Source organism: Paraburkholderia sp. BGA-UO-ETr-F12, from assembly GCF_059567945.1.
The window spans coordinates 179,348-198,866 of the sequence record NZ_JCAQOZ010000046.1; the positions used below are offsets into that span (position 1 = coordinate 179,348).

General features: G+C 62.7%; 16 protein-coding genes. 7 read left to right on the plus strand and 9 right to left on the minus strand.

Features of this window, described 5'->3' with window-relative positions; all coding sequences use genetic code 11:
* Positions 1-47 precede the first annotated feature (47 nt).
* Complete coding sequence (gene zapE / locus AC57B6_RS20050) at positions 48-1,154, plus strand: cell division protein ZapE (RefSeq protein WP_496421966.1); 1,107 nt, start codon at positions 48-50, stop codon at positions 1,152-1,154.
* A 37-nt stretch (positions 1,155-1,191) separates the two neighbouring features.
* Here the strand turns inward: zapE and tkt are convergent, their stop codons facing one another.
* The 5 genes from tkt to AC57B6_RS20075 form a co-directional block, all read right to left on the minus strand.
* Positions 1,192-3,276 carry a transketolase gene (gene tkt, locus AC57B6_RS20055; RefSeq protein ID WP_496421967.1) on the minus strand — a complete coding sequence of 695 codons (2,085 nt, stop codon included), beginning with the start codon at positions 3,274-3,276 and terminating at the stop codon, positions 1,192-1,194.
* A 266-nt stretch (positions 3,277-3,542) separates the two neighbouring features.
* Positions 3,543-4,838 (minus strand): c-type cytochrome, encoded by a 1,296-nt coding sequence (locus tag AC57B6_RS20060; protein WP_491563501.1) that lies wholly within the window; start codon positions 4,836-4,838, stop codon positions 3,543-3,545.
* Between the two features lie 2 nt (positions 4,839-4,840).
* On the minus strand, positions 4,841-6,463 hold the full coding sequence (locus AC57B6_RS20065) for a GMC family oxidoreductase (protein WP_252890235.1): 1,623 nt from the start codon (positions 6,461-6,463) through the stop codon (positions 4,841-4,843).
* A 3-nt stretch (positions 6,464-6,466) separates the two neighbouring features.
* The gene (locus AC57B6_RS20070; protein WP_030100523.1) at positions 6,467-6,916 is read right to left on the minus strand and encodes a sugar dehydrogenase complex small subunit; all 450 of its coding nucleotides are present in this window, start codon (positions 6,914-6,916) and stop codon (positions 6,467-6,469) included.
* Positions 6,917-7,003: 87 nt separating this feature from the next.
* Entirely contained in the window at positions 7,004-8,110 is a 1,107-nt protein-coding gene (locus AC57B6_RS20075) for a porin (RefSeq protein ID WP_474632075.1), read from the minus strand.
* 511 nt (positions 8,111-8,621) lie between these two features.
* Between AC57B6_RS20075 and AC57B6_RS20080 the strand changes: the two genes are divergently transcribed.
* Both AC57B6_RS20080 and AC57B6_RS20085 read left to right on the plus strand, forming a co-directional pair.
* Complete coding sequence (locus AC57B6_RS20080; RefSeq protein ID WP_406869698.1) at positions 8,622-9,851, plus strand: AAA family ATPase; 1,230 nt, start codon at positions 8,622-8,624, stop codon at positions 9,849-9,851.
* A 28-nt stretch (positions 9,852-9,879) separates the two neighbouring features.
* On the plus strand, positions 9,880-11,631 hold the full coding sequence (locus AC57B6_RS20085; RefSeq protein ID WP_496421968.1) for a cobaltochelatase CobT-related protein: 1,752 nt from the start codon (positions 9,880-9,882) through the stop codon (positions 11,629-11,631).
* A 61-nt stretch (positions 11,632-11,692) separates the two neighbouring features.
* Here AC57B6_RS20085 and AC57B6_RS20090 read toward each other — a convergent pair whose 3' ends face one another.
* Positions 11,693-12,541: a class II glutamine amidotransferase gene (locus AC57B6_RS20090; protein ID WP_496421969.1), complete on the minus strand. Its 849-nt coding sequence runs from the start codon at positions 12,539-12,541 to the stop codon at positions 11,693-11,695.
* Between the two features lie 20 nt (positions 12,542-12,561).
* Complete coding sequence (locus AC57B6_RS20095) at positions 12,562-13,236, minus strand: MarC family protein (RefSeq protein WP_030100519.1); 675 nt, start codon at positions 13,234-13,236, stop codon at positions 12,562-12,564.
* A gap of 344 nt (positions 13,237-13,580) precedes the next feature.
* Here AC57B6_RS20095 and AC57B6_RS20100 point away from each other — a divergent pair, with 344 nt between their 5' ends.
* Complete coding sequence (locus AC57B6_RS20100) at positions 13,581-13,796, plus strand: DUF3311 domain-containing protein (RefSeq protein ID WP_028194550.1); 216 nt, start codon at positions 13,581-13,583, stop codon at positions 13,794-13,796.
* Entirely contained in the window at positions 13,793-15,265 is a 1,473-nt protein-coding gene (locus AC57B6_RS20105; protein ID WP_028194551.1) for a sodium:solute symporter family protein, read from the plus strand. Before AC57B6_RS20100 ends, AC57B6_RS20105 begins: the two co-directional genes overlap by 4 nt.
* Before the next feature lie 47 nt (positions 15,266-15,312).
* On the opposite strand, the gene AC57B6_RS20110 is transcribed toward AC57B6_RS20105, so the two are convergent.
* Entirely contained in the window at positions 15,313-17,181 is a 1,869-nt protein-coding gene (locus AC57B6_RS20110; RefSeq protein WP_496421970.1) for an FAD-binding oxidoreductase, read from the minus strand.
* A 225-nt stretch (positions 17,182-17,406) separates the two neighbouring features.
* Between AC57B6_RS20110 and AC57B6_RS20115 the strand changes: the two genes are divergently transcribed.
* Positions 17,407-18,054 (plus strand): glutathione S-transferase family protein, encoded by a 648-nt coding sequence (locus AC57B6_RS20115; protein WP_496421971.1) that lies wholly within the window; start codon positions 17,407-17,409, stop codon positions 18,052-18,054.
* Between the two features lie 59 nt (positions 18,055-18,113).
* On the opposite strand, the gene AC57B6_RS20120 is transcribed toward AC57B6_RS20115, so the two are convergent.
* On the minus strand, positions 18,114-18,965 hold the full coding sequence (locus tag AC57B6_RS20120; RefSeq protein WP_406869693.1) for a phytochelatin synthase family protein: 852 nt from the start codon (positions 18,963-18,965) through the stop codon (positions 18,114-18,116).
* 339 nt (positions 18,966-19,304) lie between these two features.
* Here AC57B6_RS20120 and AC57B6_RS20125 point away from each other — a divergent pair, with 339 nt between their 5' ends.
* The gene (locus tag AC57B6_RS20125) at positions 19,305-19,517 is read left to right on the plus strand and encodes a DUF1289 domain-containing protein (RefSeq protein ID WP_406869805.1); all 213 of its coding nucleotides are present in this window, start codon (positions 19,305-19,307) and stop codon (positions 19,515-19,517) included.
* The last annotated feature ends 2 nt before the right edge of the window (positions 19,518-19,519 follow it).

Consider the following 19,519-nt stretch of genomic DNA (forward strand, 5'->3'; position numbering starts at 1 on the left):
GTGACGAACAAAAAGCGCACAGGAACAACAGACAGAAACTTCAACCGATGCTCGATGAAACCCAGATAGTCAGTGCCCTCGCCGCGCGCCAGATCGTTCCCGATGCCACGCAGCGCGATGCCATTGCGGCGCTCGTCGCGTTGCTCGGCGCGAATGATAACGGGCACCGTCTGAAAACTAACGCCGCGCGCGCGCATCAGGGCGTGTATTGCCATGGGCTGCCTGGCCGGGGCAAAAGCCTGGTGGTCGATACGGTGTTCGAGTTGGCGGACTGCCGCAAACGGCGCGTGCACTTTCACGAGTTTCTACGCGAGATGAACCGGCGTCTGGTGAACGAGCCGCGCGGCGACGATCGGCTGGGCTCGGTCTCGAAACAATGGCTCGACGGCGTGGAGTTGCTGTGCTTCGACGAATTTCATGTGCACGATATCGCCGATGCATTCCTGATGGGCCGCTTTCTCGATACCGCGATCGGCCAGGGCACGCGCATCGTGCTGACGTCGAACTACGCACCGGACACGCTGTTGTCCGACCCGGAGTTTCACGAGCGCTTCCTGCCGACCATCGAACAGATCAAACGCTGCTTCACTGTGATTCACTTCGACGGTGCGCGCGATTACCGTTTCGGCGCCGAAGAAGCGGCACTTCCGCATTTTTTTGCACCGCTCGACCCGGCGACGCACGACGCGCTACTGGACATTTTTGTGCGCTATGAAGGCAACGAGGCCTTGGAGTCAACCACCGTCAGCGCGGCAGGCCGGCCGCTCGTTGCACGTGCCGCGGGCGCGGCCCTGCTATGGGCGGACTTCGAGAGCCTGTGCGTGGCGAGCCGTTCGCACCTCGATTATCTGGATCTCGCCGAGCAATGGCATGGCCTGATTCTCGACCACGTGCACACCGAATGGCTTGCCAAAGCCCATACGCTGCAACGGTTCATCTGGCTCGTCGACATCTTCTACGACCGCAAATGCGCGCTGTTCATCGCCTCCGATCAGCCGATCGAGGCGGCGCTCAGCGGACTGGAGGGCGCGCACGATCTGTCGAGAACACTCAGCAGGCTTGCGGAAATGCAATCGCATGGCTATCGCAACACGCTCGACGGTACAGCCGGCCGTGTGGAGACTGGAGCAACAGCGGTGCAGACGCTCGCCTAGCCATACGGGCCGCGCGAACGCCTGCAAACAGGCCCTGCTACTGCTTGCCGGTCTTGCCCTTCACCCGCGCAATCTGCTGCTTCGCGGCGTCATACACGCGCTCGGGCGTGAAGCCGAACTTCTTCTTCAGGTCGGCCAGCGGTGCGGACGCGCCGAACGTATGCATCACCACCTGCGCGCCGAGCCGCCCGACATAACGATCCCAACCGAGCGTTGCCGCCTGCTCGACGGCCACACGTGCGTCCACATCGGACGGCAGCACGGCCTCCTGATATGCCTCGTCCTGACGCTCGAAAAGATCCCACGACGGCATTGAAACCACCCGCGCGGCAATCCCTTCGCTTTTCAGCTTCTCGTAGGCGTCGACGCAGAGCGACAACTCGCTGCCCGTGGCGAGCAGAATAACCTCGGGCTTCTGCCCGTCCGGCGCGTCGGCAAGCACATACGCGCCCTTCTGCACGCCGCTGGCCGGCGCATAGCGCGTGCGGTCCAGCGTCGGCAACGCCTGGCGCGACACGACAATGCACGACGGCCGCCGTGGATCCGACATGGCTACGCGCCATGCCTCGGCAACTTCGTTCGCGTCGCCCGGGCGCAATACGGTCAGCCCCGGCACCCCACGCAGCGACGCCAGTTGCTCGATCGGCTGATGGGTTGGGCCATCTTCGCCGACGCCGATCGAATCGTGCGTAAACACAAAGATGGACGGCACCTCCATGATCGCGGACAGGCGAATCGGCGGCTTCATGTAGTCGCTGAAAATCAGGAAGGTCGAACCGAACGGCCGCAAATTCGACAACGCGAGACCATTCACCGCCGCGCCCATGCCGTGTTCGCGAATCCCGAAGTGCAGATTGCAGCCGCCATAGTTGTCGTGCTCGAAACTACCCGCGCCTTCGAATTTCAGATTGGTCTTGGTGGACGGCGCGAGATCGGCCGCGCCGCCGATCATCCACGGCACGCGCGCGGCAATCGCGTTGAGCACCTTGCCGGATGAATCGCGTGACGCGATTCCCTTTGGATCCGCATCGAAGGTAGGGATATCGCTGTCCCAGCCCGCGGGCAATTCATGCGCTTCCATTTGTGCGAACTGGCGTGACAGGTCCGGATATTTCGTGCTGTATGCGTCGAGCTTCGTCTGCCATGCTGCGCGCGCCGCCTTGCCGCGCGCACCGATACCCTCTGCGAAACGTTCACGCACGCCGTCCGGCACGTAGAAAAACTTGTCTTCCGGCCAGCCATAGAACTTCTTGGTCAGCGCCACTTCTTCGACGCCGAGCGCTTCGCCGTGCGCGGCGGAGCTATCCTGCTTATGCGGCGCGCCCCAGCCGATAATGCTGTGCACCACGATCAGCGTCGGCCGGTCCGTGATGCTTTTCGCTTCGACAAACGCGGCCTCCAGCGCCGCGGCGTCGTTCGCGTCGTTCACCCGAAGCGTGTGCCAGTTGTAACCGCGAAAGCGGCTTTCCACGTCGTCGCTATACGCGAGATCCGTGTGGCCTTCAATCGTCACGCGATTGCTGTCGTAGATCCAGATCAGATTCGACAGTTGCAGATGTCCGGCGAGCGACGCCGCTTCGTGCGAGATGCCTTCCATCATGTCGCCGTCGCCGCATAGCGCATAGACGCGGTAATCGAACAGCGGCACGTCCGGTTTGTTGAAGTGGCTTTCGTACCAGCGCGCCGCCATTGCCATGCCGACGCTATTGCCGAGCCCTTGGCCGAGCGGACCGGTCGTCGTTTCCACACCGGTGGTCAAACGGTACTCGGGGTGGCCCGGTGTCTTGCTGTCGAGCTGGCGGAAATGCTCTATGTCGTCGAGCGAGACGGCGGGCGAACCGGTGGGCTTGCCGTGCTCATCCACGGCCTTTACGCCGGCCAGATGCAGCAGCGAGTACAACAGCATCGAAGCGTGCCCCACCGAGAGCACGAAACGATCCCGGTTTGGCCAGAGCGGCTCGTCCGGATCGTAGCGAAGGTGGTTTTGCCACAGATGATAGGCGACTGGCGCCAGTGCCATCGGCGTGCCGGGGTGACCGGAATTAGCCTTTTGCACTGCGTCCATCGACAGCGTGCGAATCGTGTTGATGCACAACTGATCGAGGGCGGGATCGTTTTGCATAGGGACACTCCTTGTTCGGCGGTTGGGAACTCTTCGCCGGGACGACGTGCATCGGCCGTGCCCGGCGAACCGTGTTCGCGCGGAAGAACGTGGAAAGGACGCTTGAGGACCGCAAGGCCTATCGATGATGCGCCGATGCGCACAAAACTGCACGGCACGTTACATCGAATGCCCCGTTGTACCGATGATTGGCGGCGCCCCTTTCATTCGGCTTGCGGTTTTAATGGTGACCCAGCGGCCTCGTACGCATGCCCCGGTTGATCGACCTAACGCAGCTTCGCGACGTCCTTATCGGTCACCCGCGTGGCCGCCGGATTGCCGAACTGCGTCGTCACATAGTTGGTCAACGCGGCGACTTGCGCGTCATTCAACTGCGTGGCGAAAGCCGGCATGCCGACGTCGTTGGCGGCCGTTTTGCGCTGCACGCCGTGCAGGATCACCTGGACGAGGTTGCCCGGATTGGACGCACCCACCGTCGAGTTGTGCAGCAGCGGCGGATAGTAGCCATCCGGCGTGCCCTTGCCTTGCGCCTGGTGGCAGCTTGCGCAATTGCCGAGGTACAACCGTGCCGGGTCGAGCGTGCCGTCGCTCAACGCAACGCCGCGCAAGCGCGTAACGTCTGTCGATGGCTTGCCCCACGTGCTGCGAGCTTGCGAACTGCCGCCCTCTACGGCCGGCACCGTGTGGACGTAAGTGGCGATTGCATCGATGTCCGCGTCGCTCATCTTCGAGAAACTATGCTCGACGGCCTCGCCCATCGGGCCGGCCGCTTGCGCGAGACCCGGCACGCTGCCGGTTTGCAGATACTGCACGAGTTGCGCGTGGTTCCAGCCGCCAATGCCGCTATTGACCGACGAGGTGATGTTGTAGCCCTCCCAACCCGCCAGCACCGAACCGCCGAGGAAACCGCTGCCGGTTTCATCCAGTGCCTTCTCCTGCATCGCGAAGCCGCGCGGCGTGTGACACGTGCTGCAATGCGCGAGGCCCTGCACGAGATACGCGCCGCGATTCCAGGCGACGCTCTGATTCGGCTTCGCTTCATACGCGCCGTTTTTCAGGAACACCCAGTTCCATACGGTCAGCGGCCAGCGCATGTTGAGCGGCCACGGAATGTCGCTCGTGCGCGTGGCCTCGTTCACCGGTGCCACGCCGTAACGGAAGTACGCATACAAGGCCTTCACGTCGTCGTCGCTGACCTTCGCGTACGAGACGTACGGCATCGCCGGATACAGATTGTGGCCGTCCTTCGAGACGCCCTTGCGCAGCGCGCGATCGAAGTCCGCAAGCGTCCACGCGCCGATACCCGTTTGCGGGTCCGGCGTGATGTTGCTCGAATAGATCGTACCGAGCATCGGCACTTTCAACGGCAGGCCGCCGGCATAGGGCTTGCCTTTGGCGGTGCTATGGCAGGCCATGCAATCGCCCGCGGTGGCGAGGTACTCGCCGCGTTTGATCAACGCGGTGTCGTTGCCGCTCACCGGACTCGCGGAATCATCAGCCTGCGCCAATGCGGGCGAGGTCAACGCAGCGGCCAGCAGCCAGAAAAAGGTCTTTTTCAGCACGTTCAAACTTCCTTCTTCAACTGGTCGGCCATGCGCAGTGCCAGCGCGGCAATGGTCAGCGTCACGTTGACGGTGCCCACGGTCGGCATCGTCGCGCTGCTCGAAATAAACAGGTTCGGGTGATCGAAGGTCCGGCAATGTTTGTCGACCACCGAGTCGCGCGGGTCGCTGCCCATGATCGTCGCGCCGGTAATGTGATTGTTCGGCGCGAATTCGTCCTGATACTCGATCTCGGTGCCGCCCAGCACTTTCGCCGCGTTCGTGTAGACCTCTCTGGTATGGACGGCGCCGCGTTTCACGTAGTCGTCGATCGCGTACGTGATCTCGGGGCGCGGAATGCCGATCGCGTCGACCTCCGTTTTGCTCGGCACGATGCGGTTTTGCGGCTGCGGGAGGATTTCGTGGAAGCAGTCGAACTCGACAAAGCGCGCCGAACGGTCGCGAATCTGCGCGTCCAGTTCAGCCGGCTTGATCAGCTTGCCCTGCTTGAAAATCTTCTGCGTTTCCTGGTCGATGCGTGACAGGTTCGACAGGTGGATCTTCTTGGCGGCCTCGTTCGCGCGGAACGGGCCGTCGCGAAAGCCGATCAGCGAGGTCATTTCCTGTGGACCGCGGCCCGGCCAGAGTTTTTCGTCCGCGTAGAACGTAATCCCCGTGCCCGGATGGTCCATCAGATTGCGGCCCACCATGTCGGAGCTATTGCCCACGCCGTGCGGGAAATCGTGGCTGGTGGACATCAGCATGATCTTCGGCGTTTCGATACCGTTCGCAGCCAGCACGAAATACTTGCCTTCCACGCGATGCTCGTTGCCTTGCGGATCTTTGTACAGCGCGGCGGTGATGCGCTTGTCCGCACCCACTTCGAGCTTGTAGACGACAGCGTTGACGATCAGCTTCGCGCCGGCCTGCTCCGCTTTTTCGACGTGTACGATGCCGTTGTACATTGCGCCGATCGGGCAGATCGGCATGCAGTTGTTATTGCCGCAACAGGTTGGGCGCCCGTCGTACGGACGGCTGTTACGCGCAACCGGTTCGGTCACCACGTGATAACCCGAGTCGAATGCGTTGAGCTTGCTCTTGATGGTCTGCTCGTTATACGAGAGCGGCAGCGGCGCCATCGGATACGGCTGGCTGCGCGGCGAACCGAGTTCTTCGTCGGTCGGACCCCACACACCGAGCTCTTCTTCGGCACGCTGGTAATACGGCTCCAGTTCCTCGTAGTCCATCGGCCAGTCGCGGCCCACGCCGTAGGTGGTCTTCATGCGGAAATCGTTCGGCATGAAGCGCCATGCGGACGCGGCCCAGTGCCATGTCGTGCCGCCCACGGCGCGGATGTACTGCGAGTTGAATTTGTGTTCGCCCTTCAGGATCAGATAGTTGTTCGGCGGCCCGTATTCCGGATGCGGCGCCCACGCGCTGGACGGATACGGCGCGGAGTTGTCCGACTTGTCGAACTGGTTGCGAAAGCGCTCGACGATCTCCCAGCGCGGCATGCGCGGCCCTGCTTCGAGCAGGATCACGGACTTGCCGGCCAACGCCAACTGATGCGCGACGATCGCGCCCGCAACGCCCGACCCGACTACGACGATATCGGCTTGTTCAGCCTGGTTTTGTGCATCGGCCATAGCTCAGGCTTGCCTTTCGATGGGTTTGGCGGCCCAGAAACCGGGCTTGTTGGGACAGTACGAACGAATGATCAACGTGTCGGACACCACGTCGTACATCAGCGCCTGTTCATACGTGACAACCTGATTGTCGACCGTGCCGAGATACCAGGCTTCCATGATCTTCAGCGCGAGCGCCTGCTGCGCGGCGTCGGCGGAACCGGCGGCGAGCGCGCCGGCCAGCTTCGGCAACTGCTGCGCGAGATCGGGCGTGGACTTCTGCAACGCGGCCAGCAGGCGCGTGCCGACATCGCGATCGAGAGCGGGTCTCGCCGTCAGCGATTGCGACAGCGTCATGAAGGCGTCGATGGGCGGCGCGGCCGAGTCGTCGGCCAGCGCCTTGAGCGTGAGCGAGCCGGTGAGGCCCGCGGCCGTCAACGCGAGCGCGCCTTGCAGCCAGCGGCGGCGCGTCATCGTGGACGGTTCATCGCTCGCGGCGAACTCGCCGTGAGAGTCTTGTGGAGTCAATGTTGTTGTTCCCTTGTGAGTCGTTTTACTGCGTCAAAACTGATGCAACATCCCGACGTACGCACCGGTTTGCGATTCACCCGCGAGTGGGCTTGTGTTATTGGTCGCATCGCGCGGCGACGCTTCGAGCGAGAAATTCGAATTGCTGCCGTTGCGCACGTAACCCACGGTGCCGTACACGAACGTGCGTTTGGAGAGGTTGTACGTGGTGCCGAGCACGTACATCATCGCGTGGCCGGACGGGTCGTGCGCGGCATCGCCGCCGCCGTCGCCGACCTTGATGTAATAGCCGCCCGCCGTCACCGCCCAGCGTGACTGAATGTTGTACGTGGCGCCCAGCCAGTAGTGATCGGCGCTATCGGCCACGCCCACCGGTGAATCCGGCGCCGAGTAATGCGTATAGGCGCCCTGGATCTTCCACGCATCGAAATGCACGTTCGCACCGGCGAAATATTCGCGCGAGGCCTGGAAGATGTTGCTGAAGCGGCCATTGCTGTCGCGCAGTTCGTCGTAGATGCCGCGCACGTCGAAGAGCGGCGAGTGATACGTGAGCATGATGCCGTCGGAGCGGCCAAACTCGCCCGCCGCACCGTTGTTGAACGCGCCTGCCTGGTTGCCGAACGCGTACTGCGCCTGGACGTCGAAGCCCCATAACACCGGGCTGTGATACTCGACGTTGTTGCTGGTCTGCTGCCAGTTGCGTCCGCGCACGAGCGAGGCCGAAGAAAACGCCTGCTGCACGAACGGGTCGAATTCCCACACGCCGTCGCTGTCGATAAACAGATTACGCCCAGCCTGCAATGTGCCCCACTGATTGTCCTTCAGACCGACGAACGCGCGCCGTGACCACAGGCGTCCGCCACTGGTGGTGCCGTTCATGACTTGCAGACCGGTTTCCAGATTGAAGATCGCATTCAGGCCGCCGCCCAGATCTTCGTTGCCTTTCAGGCCCAGCATGCTGGTGCCCCAATCGCCGCCTTCAGCGCTCCAGCGGTTCGATGTGCCGCCCGCGCCGTTGTTGATGTGATTCAGATATTCCACGCCGCCGTCGAGACGGCCATATAACGTCACGCTGGTTTGACCGTATGCCAGCGGACTGACCACCGCCAGCGCCGCCATTAATTTTGTAGGTAGTCTCATTGTTTTTGCCGTGAGTTTCTTTTGTAGAAATGATGCGCAAAGCCGACTGCCGATGATTCAAAACTACTCAGCGTGTCGCACCGCGACCGACTCTGCGTCAAGCCACGGTCACCTGGCGCCAGGCCCGTCTGCGAGGCCTCGTGCATACAACGGAACGGTATGGGCAATGACCTGTTGCACCTACCGGGTTACACCGGCGTAATGCTTGTAATGCTGGAGCGAACACCGGATCCAGCCAGTTTGCAATTGAGATGTTGCAAAACTACACGCGTCGCGCACGAACTATAGGTGATCGGTGCTTGATAGCCTATCCATTTCACGCAATAAACTTTTGCGATCAGCGCGCTCGACATTGAGAATCCTCAGTTGAATCCGCATACGCTGCAAATGAAATGCCTGGCGGGGAGAACGAAAGGTACTCACGATAAGATAGTCGGTCATTCGGCCTCAGCCAAATCGAAACGCATTATTTGTTATTTGATCCATCAACATTCACCATTTGCCACTCGCCATGAACGCGCCTGAATTGACCGAAGACGAAAACCTTGGCCTTTACCAACGGGCGACCGAAACCGGCGCGGAATGGTGGCGCGTCAGCGTGGCGGACCGGCCGGAAAACTATCGGCTCGAGCATGGGGTCAATGAAGGCGCCGGCATCGGATCGGTGGATATCGATCTGGTGGTCGACGCGGAGAACCTGCGCGCGAAGCTGAAGAAGTGGCGCCGCGAGGGCTTTGCCATCGATACGCCCGATGCCTCAAATGAAGCAGGGACAGCGGAGCGCGTGGCCTTCATTCCCGAGTTGCAGCGCGTCGCGGCGCGAGCCTCGGCAGCAAAACATCATTTGCAGAAACAGGAGGATGCACGCGAAACCGTGCGCATCGGCCGGGTCGACGTGCCGTGCGGTGTGGACAATCCGCTCGTGCCGCGCGTCAATCCCGCTTATCTGTTCTCCGAGCGCTTTAACGACATTGTCGAAGATATCGTGGAGAACCGGCGCGTGATGCTGATCGGTCACACTGGCGCGGGCAAGACCAGCTTGATCGAACAGGTAGCCGCACGCTCGCATCACGGTGTGTTGCGCTCGAACATGAATGGGCAAACCACCGTCGGCGATTTTGTCGGCTTCTGGACGGTCAAGGGCGGCGAGACGATCTGGGTGGACGGCGTGCTGCCCACCGCAATGCGCGAAGGTCTCTGGCTGATCGTCGACGAAATCGATTTCGCCGAACCGTCGATTCTCGCCGCCCTCACCGCCGTGCTCGAACCGCACGGCCGCCTCGTGCTGAAAGAAAAAGGCAATGAGATCGTCGCGCCGCATCCCGCCTTCCGGCTGTTTGCCACGGCGAACGCGGTCGGCGCGATGAGCCAGTTCCGTCACCTGTATCAAGGTGCGAATCTGATGAACGAGGCTTTTCTCGATCGCTGGCGCGTCTATATGCTCGACTATCTGACGCCCGCCGAAGAAGCCGACGTGCTGATGCGTACCCTCGCGCCGCATATGACACGCGCGCTCGCCACCACGCTTGCCGCGATTGCCGCCGACTGCCGCGCGGCGTTCGCCCGCGAAGACCTGTCGAGCGCATTCTCCACGCGGCGCCTGCTCGACTGGGCCGAACTGATGCTGCGTACCGGCGACCCCGAACGGGCTGCCGGTCCGGCGATTTACGCGAAAGTCAGCCCGGAAGACGCGGCGCTGATTCGCGGCATCGTTCGCCATCACATCGCGCCGGCCGCCTGACGCCCGCTGTGCACCCTAGGCGATCGCCATGAACGCAAGGCATCTCACCCGCGACACACAAGGTTTCGCGTTCGAATCGACGCTCAGCAAGGTCGCGCGCGTGCTGACCGGACAATATGGCGTGACGGTCGCGTTCAGTCCGGATGGTCCGCGTGTCGAACCCGGCCGCATCGTGATTCCCGACTATGAGTTGAGCGGCGGCGTCGAGCGCGACGTGCTGATCGGCTATCTCGATCTGCTGGTGGCGCGCGCCAAGCACTCGTCGCTCGCGCAGATGGATGCGCAACCGGCCGGCGTGAGCGCGAATCTCGCACAGGTGATCGAGGACCGCCGCGTCTGCATGCAATTGCTCGACGAGTATCCGGGGGCGCGCTGGTTCATCGGCAAACTGCGGGCACATGCCGCCGAACAGGCGCGGCAACGCTGGCCGAAGCTGCATTGGCGCGACCGGCTGGTCTGGCTGGTGGAGCGCACGCTATGGGACGAGCAGCCGACCCGCACCGAAGCGGTCCACTCATTGCTGGCCGCGCTGCACGCCTCGCAGGACCTGCTGGACGAGGCCCGCAGAAGCCGTTCGAGCGCGCATAGCATTGCGGCGGCGCAAGCCTTGGTCGCGCGCGTGCGGGCTTTGTCGGCGGGCGATGTCAACAGCATGGTGTTCACCGCGGATCCGCTTGAAGACCTCGACACGGAAACCGCGGCTTCTTCGTCCGAACCGTTCAACGACGACGACACCGCCCTGCCCGACCAGGACAACGCTGCCTCGCCTCCGTCCGACAAAGGCGGCGGTGCGCAGGCGGAAAATGCGGTCGGCATGGGGCAATCGCTGGCCGATGCGCAGCAGTCGTCCGCGCGTTCCGAAGGCGAAGCCGCCGCAGTGTCAAACGCATCTCGCGACCGGCTATCGATTCCGCTTGCCACCGAGTTCGACGAAATCACCGACGTCACCGGCCAGGGCGACAGCGCAACCTGGCGCGAGCTTCGCGCGCAGGCCCGCGCGGATACGGCACCGCTCAAGGAAAAACTCGAACGCGCGCTGAGCGCCGACGAACGCACCCGCTGGCGCCGCGAACAGGAGCGCGGCGAAATCGATCGCACCGCGCTGGCGAAACTCGCCACGTCGCCGGGTTACCGTACGCCGTTTCGCACGCAGCGGGCGGCTAAAGGGCGCGACGTCGCCGTGAGCTTGCTGATCGATCGCAGCGGATCGATGGCCGGGCGCAAGATCGAACTCGCGCGCCTGTGCGCGAGTGCGCTGTGCGATGCGCTTACGCAGTTGTCGTTCGACTGCGAAGTGCTCGGCTATTGCTCGCTCGAATCCGCACCGATGAAGCAACTGTATGAAAGGCAACTGGCGGGCGGCGCGGATTTGCGGCGCTATAACCGCTTTGTCGAGCGGCTCGACCTGAAAGTCTACAAACGCTTTGGCGCGACGGATCTGAGCGGCATTGCCGAAATCGACTGCGGTCACGAGAATCCGGACGGCGAGGCGCTCGCCTGGGCCGCGACGCGGCTCGCCGATCATCAGGCCGAGCGGCGCATCCTGATCGTCTTCTCAGACGGCTATCCGTCGACCGGCGACGGCGATCCGCAGGTGCTGCGCTACGATCTGCGCGAACGCGTCGCGGCGATCCACAAACGCGGCATCGAACTGGTCGGCATCGGCGTGCTGACCGATGCAGTCGAGGATTTCTATCCACACAACGTGGTAGTGAGCCGTCTCGCGGAATTGCCGTCGACGGTGTTTTCGGTGCTGAGTTCGATGCTGCTGACGCGCTAGCGCGGCACAACGCGGGGTCACGGATCGCGGCGGCCCGAACCGAAGTATCGCTGGAACACAGCTACGCCGATTTGATCTCGACCAGTTTCGGTTCGAACGAATACTGCTCTATCTCGCCACCCCGGGCGATCACGGCCGTGCTCTCGGGAATCTCCTCCCACCAGCCCGGCAGATCCGAAAGCGGCTCCGACAACACCAGGAAGGCGTTATCGCCCACCGCCGTGATGCGCGGGTCGTCCGGATACAGCTCGTGCAAATGCTGGAACGAGGTGCTGTGAAAGAGCGAGCGCGACTGTCTTTCACTCGAATAACGAACCGCGACGATCTGTTCGCCATCCGTCGCGCAGACCGTCATGTTCAGCGGCTCATCCACCCCTTGTCTGCGCCCGACGTCTTCGACAAATCCCACCATGCGCTCGAGCGCGGTCACCGGCGCAAGTTCGAGACCAAAGGTCAGCGCGAGATAAAACAGCACCTCGGAATCCGTCGAACCTTCAACCGAGGCGAATAACTCGGGATCGATCGCCAGCATCAGCTCGCGGCGCACCAGAGGGAAGTTGCGCACCAGCCCGTTATGCATGAAGAGCCACCGGCCATAGCGGAACGGATGACAGTTGGTTTCCTGTGACGGCGTGCCGGTAGCCGCACGGATATGCGCGACGAACAATGGCGCGCGGATGGCCCGCGCGGCCTCGCGCAGATTGCGGTCGCTCCATGCGGGCTGGATACAGCGGTAGCGAAACGGGATATCGGTGGGATGGCCGTACCAGCCGATGCCGAACCCGTCGCCGTTCGTGGTGGTATGGCCGAGCCGCGAATGCAGGCTCTGGTCGATCAGCGAATGTTTGGCGTTGAACAGCACCGTTTCGAGTTGAAGCGGGTTGCCGGTATAAGCGAGCCAGCGGCACATGAGATTCCCTCCTGTCTTCGCTATTTGACCACGGGTTGCATCTGCGCGATTGGTATCAGGAACTCCGAAAGACCGGTCAGGATAATCTGCACGCCGATGCACAGTAGCAGAAACGACGAGACGCGCATCGCGACCTTGGTGCCGTCCGCGCCGAGATACTTCGCGAAAACCACGGCTCGGCTGTAGACCAGATAGACCGTGACCGCCACGAGGATCGAGATCCCCACCGAAGCGATGCCCGACAGCACGAACTCCGAGAGTTTGTGCGTGCGGTTCGCGGTCAGCGCGATCGCGGTGGCGATCGAACCCGGCCCGGTAGTAAGCGGAATGGTGAGCGGAAAAAATGCCTTCGACATCGCGTTATCGGAATCCACCCGCTTGACGGCCGGTTGTTCGGCCGGCGTATCGGGCGCATTGAGCATCTGCCAGCCGCTCACCGCTACCGCGAGGCCGCCGCCGATCCGCAAGGCCTGCATGGAGATGCCGAAGAAATGCAGAATCGGGGTGCCGACAAAGAAGGCAACCAGCAGCACGCACATCACGTTGAAGGCGATCTTCTTGGCGAGCGCGGTACGGTCTTCGGTGGTGAGCGATGCGGTGCGGTCGAGAAAAACGAACGCCATGCCGATTGGATTGATGATGCTGATCAGCCCGGTGAAGCCAAACAGGATATCCGAGACCAGACTTTCGACCATATGCGATCCGTTTCGGGCAGCGGCTCCGGCGGCTTGATTGACTGACTGCCCGCCGGGGCGCTACGCTGAGTTGAAGTGCTGGGGCGCTCCTCGCTCCAGAGCGATGCCCGCGTTGTGTGAGGCAGATGATATCGCGGTGCGGCACGCAAATAGGTAAAAAAGGGACGATGCAAGCCACGCGCGGCGTTGCACCGCAGCAGACAGGCGCGGAAAGATGCGCGTGCAACTTTCAGAAAGCCTACACTTTTTTGACGGACTTTACGGGCTCGAAGCATCAGGCATAAAGTCCTCAGCGAAGCTGCACTTTCAACGAGACGTACTTACCGGTTCGAGGAGTTGCCCCCATGTTGCTTCGTGCACTCGCCGCGCTGCCGTTCATCGGCATTCTGCTCGGCGTCCCGTTTGTGAATCGTGTCGAACCGCTGGTATTCGGCATGCCATTCGTGCTGGCCTGGATCGTCATGTGGGTGGTCCTGAGTGCCCTCATCATGGCGATCGTCTACCGTCTGGATCCGAGCAACCGTCAGCTTGCGGCTGACGCCGAGGAGGCCCACTCATGAGCGCCCTCATCATCATTGCGGCCATTACGCTGTTTGCGCTGTACCTGGGCGTGCGCGCGCGGCGCGGCCACGACATGAGTCTCGAACAGTGGACCGTGGGCGGCCGCAGCTTCGGCACCGCGTTCGTGTTCCTGCTGATGGCCGGCGAGATCTATACGACCTTCACCTTCCTCGGCGGCAGCGGCTTTGCGTACGGCAAGGGCGCACCGGTCTACTACATTCTTGCCTACGGCACGCTGGCGTACATCCTTTCGTACTGGATGCTGCCGCCGATCTGGCGTTACGCGAAAAACCACCGCCTCGTTTCGCAGCCGCATTTCTTCGCGCGCAAGTACGATAGCCCAGCGCTCGGTACGCTGGTCGCGCTGGTCGGCGTGGCCGCGTTGATTCCGTACCTCGTGCTGCAACTCAAGGGCCTGGGCATCATCGTGGCAACCGCCTCGTATGGCGCGATTTCCTCGACAACCGCCATCTGGATCGGCGCCGCGGTGGTGACGGCTTACGTGACGGTATCCGGCGTGCGCGGCTCGGCGTGGAATTCGGTGGTGAAAGATATCCTGATTCTGGCGATCGTACTGTTCCTCGGCATCTACCTGCCGTTGCACTATTACGGCGGCTTCGCCGACATGTTCCGCGCCATCGACACCGCGCGCCCGGGCTTCCTGAGCTTCCCGGCCAAGGGGTCGAGCGTGATCTGGTTCCAGTCGACCGTGCTGCTGACCGCACTGGGCTTCTTCATGTGGCCGCACTCGTTCGGTTCGATTTTCACGGCGAAGAACGAGCGTATTTTCCGCCGTAACGCAATGGTGCTGCCGCTCTACCAGCTCATTCTGCTGTTCGTGTTCTTCGTGGGCTTTGCAGCAACGCTGAAGGTGCCGGGCCTGAAGGGCGGCGACATCGACCTGTCGCTGTTCCGCCTGTCGTTGCAGACTTTCGACCCGTGGTTCGTCGGCGTGATCGGCGGGGCCGGGATTCTGACGGCGCTGGTGCCGGGATCGATGATCCTGACGTCGGCATCCACGCTGCTTGCCAACGACGTGTATCGCGGCATGGTGAGCCGCAATGCGTCCGACGCGACGGTAGCCAACCTCGCGCGCTTCCTAGTGCCGGTGGTGGCGCTGGTGGCCGTCGGCTTTACGCTGCACGGCGGCGAGACGATCGTGGCCTTGCTGCTGATGGGCTACAGCTTTGTGACCCAGCTCTTTCCGGCGGTGATCTGCAGTTTGATGCCGAATAACCGGGCGACCAAGTACGGCGCGTTTTGCGGGATTCTGGCGGGCGTCGCGGTCGTGACCCTGACCACCACGCTCCATCTGAGCATTGGGCAGTTGATGCCGTTTTTGCCCGACGCGCTAAAGGACATCAATATCGGCTTCCTGGCCCTGGCCGTGAACATCATCGTTTTCTTCCTGGTGAGCGCCGTGACGCAGCCGCGTCCGGCCGAGCAGACTCACGCGCCGGTGCATTGAGGCGTTCCGCGTAGCTTGCCGCATCGTGGTTAAAGGGGCTGGCCGCCTTAGGCGCCAGCCCCTTCTGTATTTTGGACTCGCGTGAAACCGTCGGCGCTCCACTCTTCCGAGTTCACGCCGTGATGGACGAAGAACAGGCCGTCAGGATCGTATTGGCGTTTCACGGCAGCCAGCCGCGCGTAATTGCGTCCCCAGTTCGCTTGCTGCCAGTCAGCTTCGAAGAAATTGCTCTCGGACAAGTAGGTGCCAGGCTCCGGGACAACCGTACGTAGTGTCTGCGCAGCCTGCGCGATTCGCGTTGCAGCACGTCGTCCCCGCGCTTCATCGGGTTCGTGGCCCGGCATGCCGGGAAAGGCCGGAGCACCCTCGCCTGCAATGATCGCCAATGCAAAGGCGTCGAGTACGGCCGGGTTCATCGGGGTATCCCGGGTTGCGTTCAATGCGTCCGCTGGTGCCCCCGCGAGGCCCTTATTGAAGTGCAACGAGACCGTCCAGTGCCGGGTGCTTGCGAACAGCGCATCGGTCAGGCGCCCCCGCTGAGCGGGAGCCACCAGCGCGACAGGCAGCCAGGTCGAGGTATAGCCGTACAGATATTGCCCCGCTTCGCCGACGTTGCTCGTCCAGAAAACATTCTCTGCCGGCGCGCCCGGACGATCGTCAATCTTCAGCACGCCGGGCAGATGCTGCATCACGAACTCAGCGTCCCACAAACGTCGCGCCGGCAGGCTCAGCACCTGCGGCGGTGTTGTCGTGCAGCCGTGGGCGGGCTCCGCGATCCAATCGAAAAACGGTTGCCAGACTCGTGCGGCATCGTCCTGGTTCATGCCCTGAAACAGCATCGAAATGCCTAACGTGTTGTCGGCGTGGAAGGCGACCGTTTCGCCCCAATGCTTGCTCACCAGATGGTCGGCGCTGAATGCGACGAACTCGCCGATCAGCGCTTTGAACGCGTCATCCGACGATGCCTTCACTGTCGCGCGTATCAGACCGAACTGATCGGGCAACTCATGCGTGCGTAGCGTCAGGCTCGTAACGACGCCGAGACTGCCGCCACCGCCGCCCTTCAACCCCCAGAAAATATCCGGGTGCGAGCATGCATTGACGATGCGCACCTCGCCATCGGCCGTGACGACTTCCGCCTGCAACAAATTCGCGGCGGCGGTGCCGAACCGTTTCGAAAAACTCCCGAAGCCGCCCCCTTGCACGAGCCCGGCCACGCCTACCGTCAGGCAGCCGCCGCCTTGAACATAGCGGCCGCCACGCGTGGTCACGGCGTCGTACACGTGTCCCCACAGCGCACCGGCGCCTACGGTCACCGCGGGCGCGGGCTTCAGGCGTCCTTCGCATCCTGCCGGTACGAACGCATCGTGCAGGGTGATGTCGCGCATGGATCTCGTCCAGACCAGCAGCGAATCGGCCGCGTTCGACGTGCCCTGGTAGCTGTGACCGCCGCCTTTAACGACCAGCCGCAGACGATGTTCGCGCGCGAAATCGACTGTGCGCGCGACGTCGTTCGCGTTGGCGACAGCCACCACGTAGGCGCTCGGCGCCGATGTCCATGCATCGAGCCATCCTGATGCCTGCGTCAGCGCCGGGGTGTCGCCGAGGTAGTACGGGTTTTTCAGGCGACCGAAGACTTCCGTGCAAGCGGTGCTTGCAGGCGTTTGCGCGCAGATCGCCAATGGCGAAGTGACAGCGCTCAGGCGGCCCTCGACGGCCCGGTTCAGCTCCTGCCAGGCCTGCGCCGACGGCCATGACGGGTCGCCGGGCCGCACGCGGCGTTGGGTCGGGCCCGGCGGCGGCTCAGCTGGACCGTTCGAAGCGTGCTGGGCGTACGCAGGAGAGCGCGCTGCTACGCGCAGCAACGGCGCGGCGAGCGCGCCTTTTAGCAAAGTCCGCCTATCGAGTGCACACATCGCGTTGCGTCACCTTCGAACATGGACAGGGGCAGCATAGGACCATTAACGTCCGATGGACTACCCACGAGTTTTCGTAAGGACGGCAATCGCGCGCGCCGGCCGGGCGGTTGAGCGGCCGATATCATGCGGCTCTTGCGGGACCGCTGAGTCCCTGCCGAGTGCCTGCCCGGCACGCATGGCGTTAGACTACGCTCCACTTCAGCCAACCTCGTCAACCGACAAATGAGCTACCTTCTTTGCTATTCGCCCGGCGCGGCCAGTATGGCGGTTCACTGGATGCTGATAGAAATGGGCGTCGAGTTCCAGACCCGTCTTGTCGACATCAACGTCGGCAAGCAGCGCGACCCTGAATATCTGCGGCTGAATCCGTCTGGCCGCGTGCCCACGCTGATGGTCGACGGCACGCCGCGCCATGAGTCGGCCGCGTTGCTCATGCTGCTGGCCGAACGGCATCCTGAAGCGGGCCTTGCCCCCGAGCCCGGCTCCGCTGAGCGCGCGGCGTGGCTGGAGTTGATGATCTATCTGGCCAACACGGTGCTGCCCGCCATGCGCGACTGGTTTTACGCGGATAGCGACGGCGATCCCGCGGGGGCCGAAGGCGTTCGGGCGCTTGCGCGACGCCGCATCGAAGAAGCCTGTGACCGGCTCGACGCCGGGCTCGCCGACGGACGCGATTATCTGGTCGGCGGCAAGCTCAGCACAGCGGATTTCCTCGCCGTCGTGCTGATGCGCTGGACCCGCAATATGCCGCGTCCGGCACTCGGCTGGCCGCATCTCGCGCGCTATATCCGCGGGTTGCGCGCGCTGCCGTCGTTCATCGAATTGAATGCGCGGGAGGGACTCGCCGAGTGGCGCAATCAGGACGACTGAGGCGCGCTCAGTTCAATCGCGCCGGACAGTCTGCGGGACCGGCAAGCCGGGAGAAAGCGTTAATGCGCTCGCGTGCCGACGATCACAATCCCGCGCGAAAGTCCGCTGACGTAGTCGACCGCCAAGGCTCCCGCGTACAGTTGCGCAACCGGCACCCACGCCGCCGGATACTTGTAGCGCGCGACATCGAGCAGCAGCGCGCTATCGCTTGCGGCGTCGTAAGCGGCCAGCGGCGACCAATGGCCGCCGCCAGTTTCACCGATGTCCACCCGCCTGAAGTTCAGCAACGCAAAGCGGCCGCTGCGGCTCGTCGTGTCGCGAATCAGATCGCGAAACTGGCCGAGCGTCAGATCGTTGGCATGGAACGCCTTCACCTCGACAGGAAATGCGTTCAGGGCCGCGCTGAGCTGGTCGAGCGTCATGCCTTCCTTCGATACCCGCGCGGCATTGGCCACCTGCGGATCGACGTCGCGAAAGAAATCCTCTTGCGAGAAGTATGGGAAATCCGGATACAACGTCGACGCGGGACGGCGAATGCCCAGAGCATTAAGCACCATCACCGAAGTCGCGACCGAACAGTAAGCCTCGTTGCGCTGCGTTTCGAAGTATTGCGAAAGCGGCCAGTACGAGCGGTTGTGGACGGTGCCCATCAGGCGCTTCTGGCCCGCCGGCTGCGTCAACGCGATGAGATTCGGGGGAACCGGCAGCGGTCCGTCGGCTGAGCGCACCGCAACCGAAGCAGGCGCTTGCGGCGCGTCCTGATGCTGGGCTTGATCCGCAGCCGGATTTGCAACCGGATTTGCAGCCGGCGGTAGCGGCGCGCAGGCCGCCAGTGCCGCCGTCAGCACAGCAACGATCCACTCAGGCCGGCTTGCACGCTCCAGGGCGCGCATCAACGAATATCTGGACATTGACCCTTCCGCTGCGGATGACTTCGGAACACGGCAGCCGTGCCGACGTATTTCATCGCATATCGGCAGGCCCCGATTTTTTAACACGAAATAAGTCGGCGCGTGCGTTCGCGCGCGAGGCGCAGGGTTGTGCAGCCGCTTGCTATACTCCGCGGGCCAATTCTGGAGCGCGTGGCCGAACGGCTGGTCGCCGCGCTCACAGCCAATTCAAGTAGAACGGATCCGGAAATGAGCGACTTAAAGAGCGCTGCGTATGACACAGAATGCCAGCCTGGCTCTGCGGGAGCATTCGATAAAAAGCAGGATCAAGCCAGCGCAAGCGCCGCACCGATCGAGTCGATTGCACCGAGCGCACCGATCGCAACGGTTGCCTCGCCTTGCATCGACATCTGCAAAATCGACAGCAATACGGATTGGTGCATCGGCTGTCTGCGCACACGCGACGAAATTCGCGGATGGAAACACTTGTCCGACGAACTGCGCATCGTGTTGATCGACGAACTATCGCGCCGCAAGTCGACGCTGACGGCTGAAAAGGCCGCGACGCTCTAATC